We start from the raw sequence: 14,265 nt of genomic DNA, 5'->3' as shown, positions 1-14,265 counted from the left end.
CCGGGGATCCACCGCGGATGCCGGGGGGAATCACCACGGGACCTGCTGGTAGTCCTTCAGGAGGACGCCGTGGACGGGTGCGCCGGCCTGCCCTTGCACGATGGGGTGGTAGATGCGGGCGGCGCCGTCGACGACGTCCAGCGGCGGGCGCCAACCGGTGGCGGCGTGCCGCTCCCGGGCGGGGAGGGGCTTCTCGTCGGTGACCCAGCCGGTGTCGACGCTGCAGGTGTGGATGCCGCGGGTGGCCAGGTCGGCGGCGCTGGTGCGGGTGAGCATGTTCAGGGCGGCTTTGGCCATGTTCGTGTGCGGATGGTCGCTGGTCTTGTTGCGCACGGTGAACTGGCCTTCGACCGCCGAGACGTTGATGAGGTAGCGGTCGGGGTGCGGGGAAGCGTCGAGAAGGGGCAGCAGGCGGTCGGCGAGCAGGAACGGCGCGACGGCATTGACCAGCTGGACCTCCAGCAGCTCGGTCGGGTCGATCTGGCCCAGACGTAGGGTCCAGGAGTTGGCCGCGGCCGTCTCGGGCAGCAGACCCGCCTCGTCGACCGCCTCCCGAGGCAGTGGGGTGGCCACCGGGGCGTCACCCGTGTGCGTGCCACCGGCCAGGGCGTGGGACGACCGGAACCGCGGGGCGAGCTCCGCCGTCCACGGCAGGGGTGCGGTGCGCGGGCCGGGTACGGAGAATCCCGGAGCGGTCCAGATCGGTGGCGCGGCGAGTGACGCGGGGGTCGGCGCGGGTTCGGCGGCGGACAGCGCGGTGTACGCCTCGGGAGAGCGGCGCAGGGTTTGGGCCGCATTGTTGATCAGAACGTCCAGGGGGAGCCCCTGGCCGAGCACGTGGTCCGTGAAGGCGAGGACCTGCCGGGGATCGCGCAGGTCCAGGGCGGCGATCCGCAGCCGGTGCCACCAGCCCGCGGCGCCGGGGGCCGCCGCGAACCGGCGCAGCGTGTCCTGCGGGAAGCGACTGGTCACGGTGAGCTCGGCGCCGTCCCGGAGGAGCATCAGCGCGACCTGATAGCCGATCTTGACGCGGCCGCCCGTCAGCAGCGCCCGCCGGCCGGTGAGGTCGGTGCGGGCGGTGCGGCGGGCGAGGTTCTCGCGGGCGCATTCGGGACACAGCAGGTGGTAGAAGTCGTGGACGTGCCGGTAGTGGTTCTTGCAGACGTAGCAGCGCTGGGGACGGTTCAGCAGCCGTGACGGCCCGGGGCTGTCCGGCGTACGGTCCGGCAGCGGCCGCGCCGCGGCCGGACCGGGGCGCAGCTGAACGTATTCGCGCACCGTCAGGCCCCGCTCCGGCGGGGCCGGGGCGGGCAGAGCGGCGTCCATGACGCGGTCGCGGGCGCCCATCGCGGTGGCGGCGAGCAGCTTCGCATCGGCCGCGGCCCGCTCCGCGCGTGCCTCGGCACGGCGTCGAAGGCGGCCGTCGCGGACGAGTTCACCGGCTGCCTGTTCCAGCAGGCGGCGCTGAGCATCGTCGACGGGTAGCTGTCGTGCCTGGTGGATCAGGTCCAGGCAGCTCTGTATGCGCTCACTGTCCATGGGGGTGCCTTTGGTGTGATGGGTCGTTCGCGCCCCTCTCCTCTCACCCCTGGAGATGTGCACGTGGACGACCGGGCCGTGCGAAGTGAAGGGCCGGGCGCCGCCGGGGACGGAGAAGGAGCATGCACGGCGGACGCGCAGCACGGGCCCCGCGTCCGGAGGTGGTGATCACCATAGGCCGTATCCAGCAAAGTCGGGCACCTTTTCCGGCCGGCCCGGCCCCCGTACCGGGCGGTTCTGCGCCCCGAGCGTCGACGTACGGAGCGGTGAGTCGCCGTCGCGGCCGCCGCCCTCGGGTACCAGAACGGCCGGGCGCTCCGACCCCGGCGGGCGGGCCGGCATGCACGGGCGGTCGGCCACCTGGTCCGCGTACTCCGCTGCGCGGGCCGCCAGCGCGGACAGCGGATCGGCGTACCGCTGGTGCCGCATCGTCGCCGTCATCGGCCCCCGACTACGGTGCGTGGCGGCTATGCTCGCCATCGTCACCCCGGCCGTGTCGACCAGGGCCGCGCCCGGTACCGACAGGCGCAGCGAGGAGGCTCCGGCGGTACCCGCGCACGGGGCGCCGCCCCGGGCGCTGACGAACCGGTCGTGTTCGGTGAGGCCCTCCCGCAGTGCGCGCGGCTCCGGGGGCGTGGGCGGGCCAGCGAAGGCCCGCTCCGGGGTCCTGCACCAGGCGTCCCATTCCTGGGCCTCCAACGTCCGTAGCTGTGGCGCCGTGCACCAGCTCTACCAGGGACTTTCCGCCGCAGAGCCCTTACGGGACGGCGGTGCCACCCGACCGGGTCACCGCTTGGCTCCGGCCGCGTCGCCGGGGCCGGGGCTTGACGATCCACGCCCGAAGATATGACACTCGGAGTGCAAGTTGTTTTGTGTGTACTTGTAGCTACTTCTTGCTCTCCGTCACGAAAGGCGAGACATGTCCGTCTACAGCGCCCCAACGTGTTCCCGGCCGAGCCGAACCGGGCCGCGTAGGCGGTCGGCCCCGCCCGCGCGCATGCTCGCCTACGCCGCCGCGGGCGCGGCCGTGGGCGGCATCTGGGCCTTCGGCGCAGACATGCCCGCGTGGGAGCACGCACTGCGCGTTCTCGTGGTGGTGCTCTGCGTCAGCGTGGCCGGACGCTTCGTCGGTCGCCGTCTCGCCCGCGCCGGGAGGACCCCGGTCGACCGCGGTCTGTTCTTCGGCCTGGTGGCGGCGAAGGTGCTCCTCGTGGCCGTGGCCCTGCTCGTCGACTGGCTCGTGGGCCTGTGGTTCCCCGAACCGGCCCTGATCACTGCCGGGTTCCTGTTCGTCCTGGTGGCCGTCGGTGGTCCCGCCCTGCACGACTGGTTGTCGCACGGTACCGGGGGTCGGGGCGAGCGGGCCGTGCGCGCGTAGTACCGCCGGGATCGCCCTCGGTCGTCCTCGGTCGCGAGTCGGGCCTCAGCTTGCCGTTCAACGCTTCCGCCGGGCAGGCAAAGCTGCTGGGGCGGCGATCGACGTCAATCCGGCCGTGGTTGGCGAAGAAGGCCAATGGCCGCACACGGCACATCGTCGTGGACGCGCGGGGGCTCCCGCTGCTCGTCATGGTCACCCCAACCGGCACGACCGACTGCGGCGCAGCCAAGGAAGTCCTCTTCCGTCTCCGGCTCATGCACCCTGAGATCACCGTTGTCCGGGCCGACTCCGCCTACGCTGGCCAGCTCGTCACTTGGGCACCCCGAGGCCTTCGTCGCAGCCTGAGCCGGCGTCACCGGCCCGGATCACTTCCACCCTCAACCGGAGGTGCGCTCCCACCAGCCCCCACGTGCGTGATGGCCGTTCTTCCGGGCTGATCCACATCTCTGGCATGCCCAGATGCCATGAACCCCTCTCCGCGTTGCACGGCGCTGATGAAGACTCCCTGTCCGGTTGTCGTGAACGGGTCACAGATAGGTGCTCAGAGGAATTCGACGAGGGGGAACGCCCGGTGGCGACGCGGCGGCGTGAGGAAGTTCTGGCGCCGTGTCGCCGTCAGGAACCGCTCCAGCCCGTCGATCGCCGCGGGCCGGTACGCCGTGCGCGCTCCTCTAGGAGCCCGTCCCGGGCCGGTCGGTGGTGGCGAGCAGGGCGTGTACGGCCGTCTCCATGGTGCTGGCAGCAGCCTCGGCACTCAGGCCACTGCTGCGCCAGTGGTACCAGGCGCCCCAGGTCGTCACCGCGTCCAGCCCGTAGAGCACTTCGGCCCTGCGTGCGGCGGGCAGGTGCTCGAGTTCCTCCGCGAAGATCTCCGCCAGTCGCGCCCGGGCCAGGTCCAGCACCTCGCGCGTGACCTCGGCAACGCGGCCCCCCGGGGTTTCCAGGCGCATCAGGGTCAGCTGGGCCGGCGTGATCCACTCCAGGATGCGGGCCCGCTGTTCCGTCAGGGCCGCTACCCGGGTATCGCGCGGCCCGGCGGTCGGAAGCGGCCTGATCTGCTCGATCAGCTGCTCCAGTCGGCGGGTGATGGCCGTCTCCACCAGTTCGGACATGTCGGCGAAGTGGTGGAACACGAGGCGCCGGGACACGCCCGCACGCTCGGCGACCCGCTCTGCGGGAAAGCTGGATTCCCCCTCGTCGAGCAGGGACAGTACGGCCTCGGCGATCTTCACCCGGGACTGGCGGCCGCGCTCGGCGCGACCGTCCGGGGCGCGACCGTCCGTGGCACGGTCTTCGGACCGCGGCCGTCGGGCCGACTGGTTCACGGCGCCCCTCCCCACTTCGCAGGGTGTCATTGTCGCAAACCAGCAGGAGCAACTCCCCCTGGCGGCGCGCGGACGCTCCTCCGGGAGCGGGTCGTGCGGGGGCGACGGAACGGTTCCGGGCGCGTCGTCGCCTTCCACGTGCCGACCGTACGGGTGGCGGAGCGCGACCGTCCCGGGGAGCCGCCTGGCGCGCCCGTTTGGAGATGCCGCCACCGGTGTCGAAGGCGGTGTTGTGCTTGATGCTGCCGCCGTTGATGGTGAGCGTGCCGGGTGAGTGTCCGATGCCGCCGCCGACACGCGCACGGTTGCCGGTGACGTGGGTGTTGGTGAGGGTGACCCGTCCATCAGATTGCAGCCCGCCTCCGCCGCTCGCCCCACCGCTGGCGAGGTTGTCCGAGATGCGGCTGTCGGTCAGGGTTCCGGTGCTCGTGGCCCGGAACCTGATGCCGCCGCCGAGGTTCGCCGTTCCTCCCTGGAAGGCGACGTTGGTCCCGGCGAAGGTGCTTGCCTCCCTGACCAGCACGGCGCCGCCCCCGAGGCCGCCGGAGGGCTGACCGTTCATGACGGTCAGGTCGTTGAGCGTCAGACTGCCCTGGGTGACGGGGGCCGGAAAGCCCGTACCGACCTCGAACAGGCGGAAGGGCGCGGTGCCGACCCGCTTGATGGTCGCGTGGTGGCCGTTGACGGTCACGCCGCCGGTGTTGTTGGTGATGGGCGGGAGCCCGCTGTCGGTCGAGTAGGCAGCCGTGACCTCGTAGAGGCAGTAGGGCGCCAGGTCGATGACCGTGTCCGTGCCCGCGTTCGCGTTCTCGATGGCGGTGATCAATGCCGCGGTGTCGCACGGCACCGTGACCGCGTGGGCCGGGACCATCGCGGTCGTGACCGCCACGCCGGTCAGGGCGAGGGTGACAAGGGAACTTAGTACCCGGGGACGCGTGCTGCGCCGTCTCATCGTCGTACCTTTCGTCAAGCCGTTGGTGGAGCCGTCCGGGGTGCGGTACGCGGACCGACGCGATGCCGTCAGGCCATGCCGCGCTCTGCCGAGCACAGCGCCGAGGACGCTGGGACCCGGGGAAGGGGTAACCGTGAGGGGCGCGGTTCATGCCCCGTACCGCGGCGCGGCCGCGGTCTGTCACCACGTCCGGTCCCAGCGTGCGACCCGGACGGCGGGTCAGGCGGCGGACCAGGCGGTGGGTCAGACAGCGGGTCAGGCGGCGGACCAGGCGGTGGGTCAGACAGCGGGTCAGGCGGCGGACCAGGCGGTGGGTCAGACAGCGGGTCAGGCGGTGCGTCAGGCGGTGGGTCGGACGGCCCGCCCGTCCGGGTCAGGAGTCCGTGATCCTGACCAGGCCGCCGACCACGCCGACGTAGGCGGAGCCGTCCCCGCCCAGGGTCACCGGCGCGTAGTGGTTGTTGAACAGGGGGCCGGCGCCGACCAGCCGGCTCCACACCCGCTCGCCGGTCCGCACGTCCAGCGCCGTGAGGTACCAGGCGTCGGGCATCGCAGCGGTGCCCGTGCGGCGGGCGGCCCGCAGTTCGTCGGCGGTGGGGTGCGTGAAGGTGTACAAGAGGCCCGTCGCGAGGGAGACCTTGCTGACGACGCTGGGAACCCGTTCGCTGCTGTCGGACCAGGCCAGGGAACAGGTACGGGTGGTGTAGTCGACGTGGACCCGGGCCAGGCCGGGCTCGGTGTCGACCTGGCGCCCTCCGAGCATTCCCTTCAGGAGGGCGTGGTCCTCGACGACGTAACCGTAGTTGTTCTCCACGACGAGGTCACCGCCCACGGCGACGAGGCTGTTCTCGTCGGCACCCCTTCCCGGGGCGAAGACCGGCTGTTCGCACACCTTCTCGGGCCCGGCCTTCCCGCGCGCCATCACGAGCACCTTCATCCGGGGGTCGGCGTTGTCGGTGATGGCGACGTACCCTCCGCCCGGGCCGGCCGCCGGACCGATGAGCGTGGGCGTGGTCCCGCTGCCCCGGCTGAGCTGACCGGGCTTCTGCCGCGACCCCCTGTCGTACGCGGCCCGCCAGGTGACGACGGGTCGGCCCTCGGCAGACGCGTCGGAGTCGAAGTCGAAGCGGTAGAGGGCGTGGTCGCTGACGACGAAGACGCCGCCGGACTCGTCGACCGCGATGCTGTTGGCGATCGTCTCCCCCCGCAGTACGTGGGTGGAGACCGTGCCGGTCGCCGGATCGAGGACGCCGACCACCCCGCTGCCGGTCACGAACCACATCCTCCCCGACCAGTCGGGGAGGACGGACACGATGCCGCTGGTGCCGATCACCGGCTTGAGGTCGTAGCGCGCCTGTGTCACGAGCGCGTCGCGCCGGACGGCCACGACCTGAATGGTGCCGTCCTTCGTGGGGACGACGGCACGGTCGAGCTGGTCGAGGTAGAAGTAGCCGCCTCCGGAGACTTCCGTGGGGCTGGTGCCCGCCGTCCCGGGCAGCGTGAGGGAGGAAACCGCTGCGAGGTCGTGCGGATCGAGCAGCATCAGCCGGGGCGAGAGCCCGGGGGTCATGCAGACGGTGACGATCCGTCCCCGCGAGTCGAAGGTGACCGAGCCGCAGAGCCCGCCCTGCAGCCTGCTGCGCACGGCGAGATCGCGGCCGGTGGGACCGGGTCCTTCGTACGTGTCGCTCTGATAGGCGTCGCCGTGCACGTTGCTGGAGCCGTTGGCTGCCATGAACGGGTGCTGCGGGACCGGGGGGACGGCGACCGGTCGCGGTGCGACGGCGCGACCGGTGAACCGGGGCAGAGCGGCTCCGCGCGGATCCCCGGGTATGGACAGGGCGGGCAGGGCGGGCAGGGCGGGCAGGGTCACTGCCCCGGCCGGGGCGGCGGCGGTGAGGGGCGGTAACACGGCGGCTGCCACCATGACGGCCAGGACACGGAGGAACGTGCGCATGCGGAGGCCTTTCATTCGCTGACCTGTGAGGACGCGGCGGGGAGCGTGAGCCCATCCGGAATGCTTGCACTTCTAGTGCAAGCATGATGATGCGGCAGGGCTCGGCGAGCTGTCGAGGGGCGGGAGGGCCCGGTGCCGCGCCCCGAACGGCGACGTGCGGCTCGCGGTGTGCGCACTGAGGGTGTGACCTGCGGTTTCCTTGTCCGGCAGGCGTTCCCCGGGGCCTCCGTGCATGCTGGGAAAGCCGGGGACCGGAGTCGGCCGGAGACCGGTGTCGGAACGACGAAGGAGGGGCCCCGATCAGCCGATCCCGCGAGCCGCACAAGGACGCACCATGAGCCAAGCCATGCTCCGGCAGATCCTCGACTACTCCACCCGCGCCGACCCGTACCCGCTGTACGAGGAGCTGCGCAAGACGCCGGTCTTCCACGACGAGGACGGCCCGTACGTCGTCAGCACCTACTACGAGATACAGAGCCTGCTGCACGATCCGCGCATCAGTTCCGACCCCCGCAACCTGACGCTGCCGTCGAGCGATCCGCTGGCGCAGGAGGACGGTGACGACTCGGCACTGCCCCCGGTGTTCCTCAAGCTCGACCCGCCGGACCACGACCGGCTGCGCCGCATCACGAACCGGCCGTTCGGGCCGCCGCACTCCCCGCACAAGATCCACGACATGCGCGGCGAGCTCGACGGCATCGTCTCCGGCCTCATCGACGGCATCGTCGACGCGGGTTCCCCGGAGCGGATCGACCTGGTCGACCAGTTCTCCTACCCCTTCCCGGTGACCGTGATCTGTCGGCTGCTGGGCGTGCCCCCCGAGGACGAGCCCCGCTTCCACGGCTGGGCCGACACCATCGCCGCCAGCCTCGACCCCGATCCGGACGCCGACCCCACCGAGAGGCCGAAGGCCGCGGCCGACGCACAGATGGAGCTCGGCATGTACCTGGCCGGGCTGATCGAGGAGCGGCGCAAGGAGCCGGGCGAGGACATGCTGTCCCAGCTGGCGGCCGCCACCGACGAACCGGACGGTTCCATGAGCGCGCTGGAGGCCATCAGCACCGCGGCGCTGCTGCTGATCGCGGGTCACGAGACCACGGTCAACCTGATCACGAACGGCATGCTGACCCTCCTGCGCCACCCGGACGTCCTCCAGCGACTGCGCGAGGACCCGCAGCTGTCCGTGCCGATCGTCGAGGAACTGCTGCGCTACGAGCCCCCCGTGCAGCTGTTGCCGCGGCGCAGCACGATCGACGACATCGAGGTGGGCGGGGTCAACATCCCCAAGGGCGCCACGGTCTCGCTGATCCTGGCCTCCGGGAACCGCGACCCGAAGCGGTTCGAGAACGCGGACCGCTTCGACCCCGACCGCGGGGACATCCAGCACCTCGGCCTCGGCAGCGGCATCCACAGCTGCTTCGGCGCTCCGCTGGCACGCCTGGAGGCCCAGCTGGCCCTGAGCGAACTGGCCCGCAGGCTGGAGAATCCGCGGCTGCTGGAGGACCCGCCCCCGTACCGCCAGAACGCGGTGCTCCGCGGCCCCCGCCACCTGCCGATCGCCTGCGACGGAATCCGCCCCTGATTCCGGGGGCGCCGGCGCACCGCCACGCGACCTGACCCGCCCGTCCGCCGTACGGTCCGTTCGACCGGCGCGGCGGGCGGACTCATGCCCGGCGAAGTGGCTGACCGCGCCGGGGTGTCCGGGGGTTCTGGGTGCTACCCGGGAGCCGCAGGGGCTCGCGGCGAGAGGAGCAGCATGCTGGAAGCGCACAGCATCTCCACAGGATTTATCGAAGGGTGATAACTTCCCGCAACACGTCTCGACACATCCAAGAATCCGGAAGGTCTCCTTCCGACGGGTTCATGACAGGCAACGCCCTGGCTGCCACCCCCAGATCCCAACGACAGCAACGAGGCACGGCTGAGGCAGAACAGCAGCAACCGAAGCCTTCATCAGGCGCGACCGAGGCATTAACCCGCCCATGTGGCAAGGAGATTGACGATAGCGACGCCCCGCGGCCGGCTTCCTGCCTTCCGCGGGCAGGCCTCACCCCGGCATGAACGAGGAAAACGATGTGCGAACTCCTGAACCGCATCTGGTCCCGCCCCCGAGGCGAGTGGACCCGCATCCTGCGCAGGGAGCTGCCCGTGCTGGCCGACGAGATAGTGAAGGAGCTCCTGCACGGGACTCCCACATTCACGGCACTCGTCGACGACTACGAGACCATCGACGAAGAATCGCTCAGGCACTCGGTGGAGAACGCGCTGTGCAACTTCCTCGGCTACCGGCAACCCGATGACCGGGAGCCGAGCGGCGGCCGCCCCCGCTCCGAGCGGGCGAGCGATGACGGACATGACAGTAGACAGGAGGAAACCCCCGGTTTCACCCGGGAGGTGATACGGAGCACCGGCCTCGTGCCCAGGCAGCGCGACCGCCGCAGCGCCACAGTCGCTGCCGCGAACACCGCCAAGGACACCGACGCGGACGCCGTCGCGAACACCGCAGCGGACCGGTACGCGTCTGCCGCACCGCGCGAGCGGGCCCGCGAGGAGCTGTTCAAGGTGCTCACCGACGACAGGGCTGATTCGAAGCAGTCCCTCGCCGAGCTGGCCGAGGCGGCCGGCTGGCCGCTGCCACCAGCCGTACGCGGCGTCGTACTGGCCACCCCCGGCGAGACGCAGCAGCTGGCGGCCGTACTGGACAACCCCCTCGCCGGCGTCTTCGCGGGCCAGCCCTGCCTCCTGGTGCCGAGTGCGGACCCGGACACCCGCGCCGCGCTGGAACTCCCGCTGCGCGGCCGCTTCGCAGCCGTGGGCCACGCGGTTCCCCTGACGGACACCGCGTCCTCCCTGCGTTGGGCCCTGCGCCTGCTCGCGCTCACCCCGGCCCGCCCCAGTGCCGAGACCCGGCCGGTCTTCGTCGACGACCACCTCTCCACGCTGCTCCTCCTCCAGGACCAGCCGCTGGCCCATGCGTTGGCCGCCCATTGGCTGCGGCCCTTGGCCGGCTTGACCCCACGCCAGAGCGAGCGGCTGGAGGTGACCCTCCTCGCCTGGTTCGAAGGCGGCGGCGCCCCGGAGGCCGCGAAGGCCTTGAGCGTGCATCCCCAGACCGTGCGGTACCGCATGCGGCAGCTGGAGAAGCTCTTCGGGCCGGGGCTGCGTGACCCCCGCACCCGTTTCGAGCTGGAGATGGCCCTGCGCAGCCGCCGGCTGATGGCGCAGGTACGACTCCAGCATTCCCGGATGGGACGCAGAACGGGCCGGGCCATCACGACGAACTTCCCGCCGCTCGTCGCGGAGAGGATGGCCCGGGTCAACGGTCTGTGACCCGAGCGGACAGGGCCTGGAGCGGCCCGGCCGCCCCTTCGCGGGGCGGCCGGGCCGCTCCATGGTGTGCGACCGCCCCTGCGGCCGGGGCTGCGGCCAAGGTCCGGACCCGCACCCGCTCCCGGTTCCAACACGTCGGTGTGAGCGATGTTGGTGGCCCGTTGGGGCCGTCGGACACGATGCACGGCGAGCCGCGAATCGACCTCGTCATCCGCCCGACCGGCTCGAGACCACAACCCGGAAGGAACGACATGTTGAGGACCCTTGCCCGCCGGACCGCTCTCGCGGCGGTGGCGACCGCCCTGGCCGCCACCGCGATGAGCGGCACCGCGAACGCCTCCACCAGCGCCCCGTACATCGGCAACGGCCGTGCGAACAACACCCACGCGGTGTGGTGCGTCCAGCGCATGATCAACTACGCGATCGACCGGGGTCGTTACTGGGGCGTGGCCAAGGTCGCCGAGGACGGTGCCTGGGGCCCGAAGACCCGCCAGGCCGTCATCGACGTCCAGAACGGTACGGGCGGCAGCCTGAAGGCCGATGGCATCGTGGGCCCCCAGACCGGCGACATGCTGATGTTCGAGGGCGACCCGTACTACAGCGGCGGCGGCGCGGGCAACGGCTACTGCCACACCTACCTGCCGACCACGTACTAGACCGGCGTTCCGTCCCGGCAAGGAACAGTCGACTGCCGGGACGGACAGCGGCCGGTGGTACGGGTGCGGGCGGGGCGGGAGGCCGCCCCGCCGCGCCCGCCGAAATCCCTGGATCTTGCGCCCCCCGAGCGGCTTACGATCTGCCCTAGCCGGTCCCGCCGACACGCGGATGCCGACCGTTGACGCTCGGGGGGCGAGATGTTGAGGTTCGGGTTGCTCGGACCGCTGGTGGTGCACGACGGTACGGCGCTGGCGCCGGTCGCGGGTCTGAAGGTTCGCGTCCTGCTGGCAGCCCTGCTCCTCCAAGCCAACCGGGTGGTGCCCAAGGACGCCCTCAAAGAGGCCATGTGGGGCGAGCGGCTCCCGTCCAGCGTCGAAGCGTCCTTCGCGAACCATGCGACCCGCCTGCGCAGGATCCTCTCCGCCACCGGGGACAAGCGCCTGCTCGCCGTGGCCCCGGGCTACCGACTCCTCGTACGGGACGGCGAACTGGACATCGAGGTGTTCGAGGCCCGGGCGCGTGCCGCAGGCCTCGCCCACCACGCGGGGGACTGGCACACGGTCCGCACGGAGAGCGAGGCGGCGCTGGCCCTGTGGCGCGGTGAGCCCCTCGTCGATCTCTCCCCGTTCTCCGAGCACCGGGCCCCGTCCCTACGCGTCCACCAGCTCGACGAGGCGCGCCTCCAAGTCCACGAGTGGGCCTTCGACGCCGACCTCCACCTCGGGCGGCACCGCGAGATCTGCACCGAACTCGCCGCCCTGGCGGCCGAGAACCCGCTGCGCGAGGCGCTCCACCGCCAGCTCATGCTCGCGCTGCACCGCAGCGGACGCCAAGCCGAGGCGTTCGAGGTCTTCCACGCGCTGAGACGGTCGCTGGTCGACGAACTCGGTACGGAACCCGGTGCCGCCGTCCACCAGGCGTACCGGGAACTGCTCGATCGGGACCCGGAACCGCGCCCGGCTCCGCCGACGGCTTCCTCTCCCCATCAACTCCCTTCTTCCGTACCTGAATTCACTGGTCGTGAAGCCGAGGCGGCGGCCGTCCTGGGGCTGCTGCGTCGACCGGCGCCGGTCCCGGACGAAGACCAAGACGAAAGCGATGGCGACACCGACACCGACACCGACACCGACACCGACAGCGACGGCCGCGCACGCGGCAGCGATGGCCACCGGACGGCGGAGCCCCTGCGGCCCGTCGTCATCTCGGGCATGGGCGGCATCGGCAAGACCGCCCTCGCCGTCCACGTGGCGCGCCTGGCGCGTGCGGAGTTCCCCGACGGCGTGCTCTACGCGGACTTACGGGGGTTCAGCAGCGGGGGCGCGCGCAGTGCCCACGACGTGCTCGCCCGGTTCCTGGCCGACCTCGGGGTGCGCCCCGACGTACTGCCCGACGACACCGATGACCGGGCCGCCCTGTTCCGGGCCGCGCTCGAAGGCCGACGCACACTGCTGGTCCTGGACAATGCGCGGGACGCGACCCAGGTCGCCCCGCTGCTACCGTCCGACGGCCCCGGTGCGGCCCTGATCACGAGCCGCCACCTGCTGGCAGAGCTTCCCGGCGTCTTGATGGTGACCCTCGGGCCGCTCGGCCCCGACGAGCAGCGGATCCTGCTGTCCAGGCTCTGCGGAGCCGATCGGATCACGGACGAGCCGGCTGCCCTGGCCGACATCCTGGCTGCATGCGGCGGCCTCCCGCTGGCCCTGCGGATCGTCGGCGGCAGGCTCGCGTCCCGGCCGTCCTGGCCGCTGGCACTGCTGGCCGAGCGCCTCACTCCGCACCGGGGGCGCCTCCAGGCCCTGGCCATGGGCTCGGTCGCCGTACGGCACACCTTCGACATGAGCTACCTGGCGATGCGCGCGAGCGACAACGACCTGGAACGAGAAGCGGCCCGCGCCTTCCGGCTGCTGGGTCTGTGGCAGCCCCACGCCGTGACCACCCGCTCGGCCGCCGCCCTGCTGGGCGCGACGGAGTACGACGCGGCCGCCGCACTGGAACTGCTGGTCGACGCGAACCTCGTGCACAGCCCCGAGCCCGACGCGTACGCGCTCCACGACCTCCTCGGCGAGTACGCGGCACAGCGGGCGGCGCAGGACGTCACCGCGTCGGAGCGGGAGAGCGCCACCCTGAGGCTGCTCACCTGGTACGCACGGGCCGTCGCGACGGCTTGCGCAGTGGCCAGCCACGAGACGCAGTCCCCACCGCCGCTCGACGGCCCCGAGGACCCGGCGGTGCCCGCGTTCGCCGAAGAAGCGGACGCCTTGGCGTGGACCAAGCGGGAACTGCCCGCGATCCGCGAGGCGATCACCAGGGCCGGGGCGCTGGGACGCTCCGACATCGCCTGGCGCCTGGCCGTCGGACTGTTCGGGTACGCGACCACGCACTGGTGGACCGGCGAGTGGGACGCCTGCCTGCGACAGGCCATGGACACCGCGACGGCCCACGACGACACGCTCGGGCGCGCCTGGCTCCACCGCAGGATCGCGGTTGCCCACGGGATGGCGAACCGCAACGACCAGTGCCTGGAGCATCTGAACGCGTCGCTCGGATTCTTCACGGACGCCGGCGACGAACTGGCCCGGGCCTCGATCCTGGGCAACGTGTCGAGCCTCTACGTCCAGATCGGGGACGCCGAGCGGGGACTCGCCCACGCCGAGCGGTCGTACGAGCTGTACCGGAACGTCGGCAACGCAGCCAGCGAGGCGCTGGCCCTGAGCCGGATCGCGGACGCCCAGGAGATGCGGGGCGAACACGCCCTGGCGGCGACGTACTACCAAAAGGTCATCGAGGCGCTTCGCGAGCAGCGGCACGGGGTCTTCCTGGCCACCAGCCTGACCAAGCTCGGCGACATCCACCGACAACTCGGCCGCCGCGAAGCGGCATTGGAGGCACAGACGGAGGCGCTGACCATCCGGCAGCGGATGAACGACCTCGGCGGTACGGCCGACTGCCTGGCCTTCATGGCCCGGACGCACCACCAGTTCGGCGAGTGGGACGCCGCACGGGCCTGCTGGGACCAGTGCCTGGAGCTGGGGCTGCGCCACGGCATGACGCAGCACATCGAGCGGAGCCGCGCGGGCCTGGCCGCGCTGCCGTAGCACCCCGCGCCTTCGGGCGGTGGCCCTGAGCA

At 71.7% G+C, this 14,265-nt stretch carries 9 protein-coding genes and 1 pseudogene; 6 read left to right on the top strand and 4 right to left on the bottom strand.

The genetic code is table 11. The features are described 5' to 3' along the window. Window positions 1–30: 30 nt before the first annotated feature. Together OG386_RS07500 and OG386_RS07495 are read right to left on the bottom strand one after the other, a co-directional pair. A complete protein-coding gene (locus OG386_RS07500) occupies window positions 31–1,539 on the bottom strand; it encodes an SDR family NAD(P)-dependent oxidoreductase (RefSeq protein ID WP_328787375.1) in 1,509 nt (502 codons plus the stop codon). Window positions 1,540–1,707: 168 nt separating this feature from the next. Continuing rightward, window positions 1,708–2,238 (bottom strand): GNAT family N-acetyltransferase, encoded by a 531-nt coding sequence (locus tag OG386_RS07495; protein ID WP_328787374.1) that lies wholly within the window; start codon window positions 2,236–2,238, stop codon window positions 1,708–1,710. Between the two features lie 298 nt (window positions 2,239–2,536). On the opposite strand from OG386_RS07495, the gene OG386_RS07490 reads away from it, so the two are divergent. Further along, window positions 2,537–2,917, top strand: a complete 381-nt coding sequence (locus tag OG386_RS07490; protein WP_328787373.1) for a hypothetical protein — start codon at window positions 2,537–2,539, stop codon at window positions 2,915–2,917. A 125-nt stretch (window positions 2,918–3,042) separates the two neighbouring features. Continuing rightward, window positions 3,043–3,279 (top strand): annotated as a pseudogene (locus OG386_RS07485) (transposase); the annotation flags it as partial. 309 nt (window positions 3,280–3,588) lie between these two features. Here the strand turns inward: OG386_RS07485 and OG386_RS07480 are convergent. Both OG386_RS07480 and OG386_RS07475 read right to left on the bottom strand, forming a co-directional pair. After that, window positions 3,589–4,242: a TetR/AcrR family transcriptional regulator gene (locus tag OG386_RS07480; RefSeq protein WP_328787372.1), complete on the bottom strand. Its 654-nt coding sequence runs from the start codon at window positions 4,240–4,242 to the stop codon at window positions 3,589–3,591. Between the two features lie 1,325 nt (window positions 4,243–5,567). Further along, window positions 5,568–7,151, bottom strand: coding sequence for a hypothetical protein (locus OG386_RS07475; RefSeq protein ID WP_328787371.1), 1,584 nt, complete (start codon window positions 7,149–7,151; stop codon window positions 5,568–5,570). Window positions 7,152–7,485: 334 nt separating this feature from the next. On the opposite strand from OG386_RS07475, the gene OG386_RS07470 reads away from it, so the two are divergent. The 4 genes from OG386_RS07470 to OG386_RS07455 all read left to right on the top strand — a co-directional run bounded on the left by OG386_RS07470 (window position 7,486) and on the right by OG386_RS07455 (window position 14,233). Continuing rightward, complete coding sequence (locus OG386_RS07470; protein ID WP_328787370.1) at window positions 7,486–8,733, top strand: cytochrome P450; 1,248 nt, start codon at window positions 7,486–7,488, stop codon at window positions 8,731–8,733. A 491-nt stretch (window positions 8,734–9,224) separates the two neighbouring features. Continuing rightward, a complete protein-coding gene (locus OG386_RS07465) occupies window positions 9,225–10,481 on the top strand; it encodes a PucR family transcriptional regulator (protein ID WP_328787369.1) in 1,257 nt (418 codons plus the stop codon). Between the two features lie 251 nt (window positions 10,482–10,732). Continuing rightward, complete coding sequence (locus OG386_RS07460; protein ID WP_328787368.1) at window positions 10,733–11,137, top strand: peptidoglycan-binding domain-containing protein; 405 nt, start codon at window positions 10,733–10,735, stop codon at window positions 11,135–11,137. A 198-nt stretch (window positions 11,138–11,335) separates the two neighbouring features. Further along, the gene (locus OG386_RS07455) at window positions 11,336–14,233 is read left to right on the top strand and encodes an AfsR/SARP family transcriptional regulator (protein WP_328787367.1); all 2,898 of its coding nucleotides are present in this window, start codon (window positions 11,336–11,338) and stop codon (window positions 14,231–14,233) included. Window positions 14,234–14,265 lie beyond the last annotated feature (32 nt).

It is taken from the genome of Streptomyces sp. NBC_00273 (assembly GCF_036178145.1).
Lineage (GTDB): Bacteria > Actinomycetota > Actinomycetes > Streptomycetales > Streptomycetaceae > Streptomyces.
The sequence above is the reverse complement of the archived record's forward strand: the minus strand, read 5'-3'. Positions and strand labels throughout refer to the sequence as shown.

Coding starts and splice junctions, on each gene's coding strand:
- OG386_RS07490 (WP_328787373.1), top strand. CDS start 2,537: ATGCTCGCCTACGCCGCCGCGGGCGCGGCCGTGGGCGGCATCTGGGCC.
- OG386_RS07460 (WP_328787368.1), top strand. CDS start 10,733: ATGTTGAGGACCCTTGCCCGCCGGACCGCTCTCGCGGCGGTGGCGACC.
- OG386_RS07475 (WP_328787371.1), bottom strand. CDS start 7,151: ATGCGCACGTTCCTCCGTGTCCTGGCCGTCATGGTGGCAGCCGCCGTG.
- OG386_RS07455 (WP_328787367.1), top strand. CDS start 11,336: ATGTTGAGGTTCGGGTTGCTCGGACCGCTGGTGGTGCACGACGGTACG.
- OG386_RS07470 (WP_328787370.1), top strand. CDS start 7,486: ATGAGCCAAGCCATGCTCCGGCAGATCCTCGACTACTCCACCCGCGCC.
- OG386_RS07500 (WP_328787375.1), bottom strand. CDS start 1,539: ATGGACAGTGAGCGCATACAGAGCTGCCTGGACCTGATCCACCAGGCA.
- OG386_RS07465 (WP_328787369.1), top strand. CDS start 9,225: ATGTGCGAACTCCTGAACCGCATCTGGTCCCGCCCCCGAGGCGAGTGG.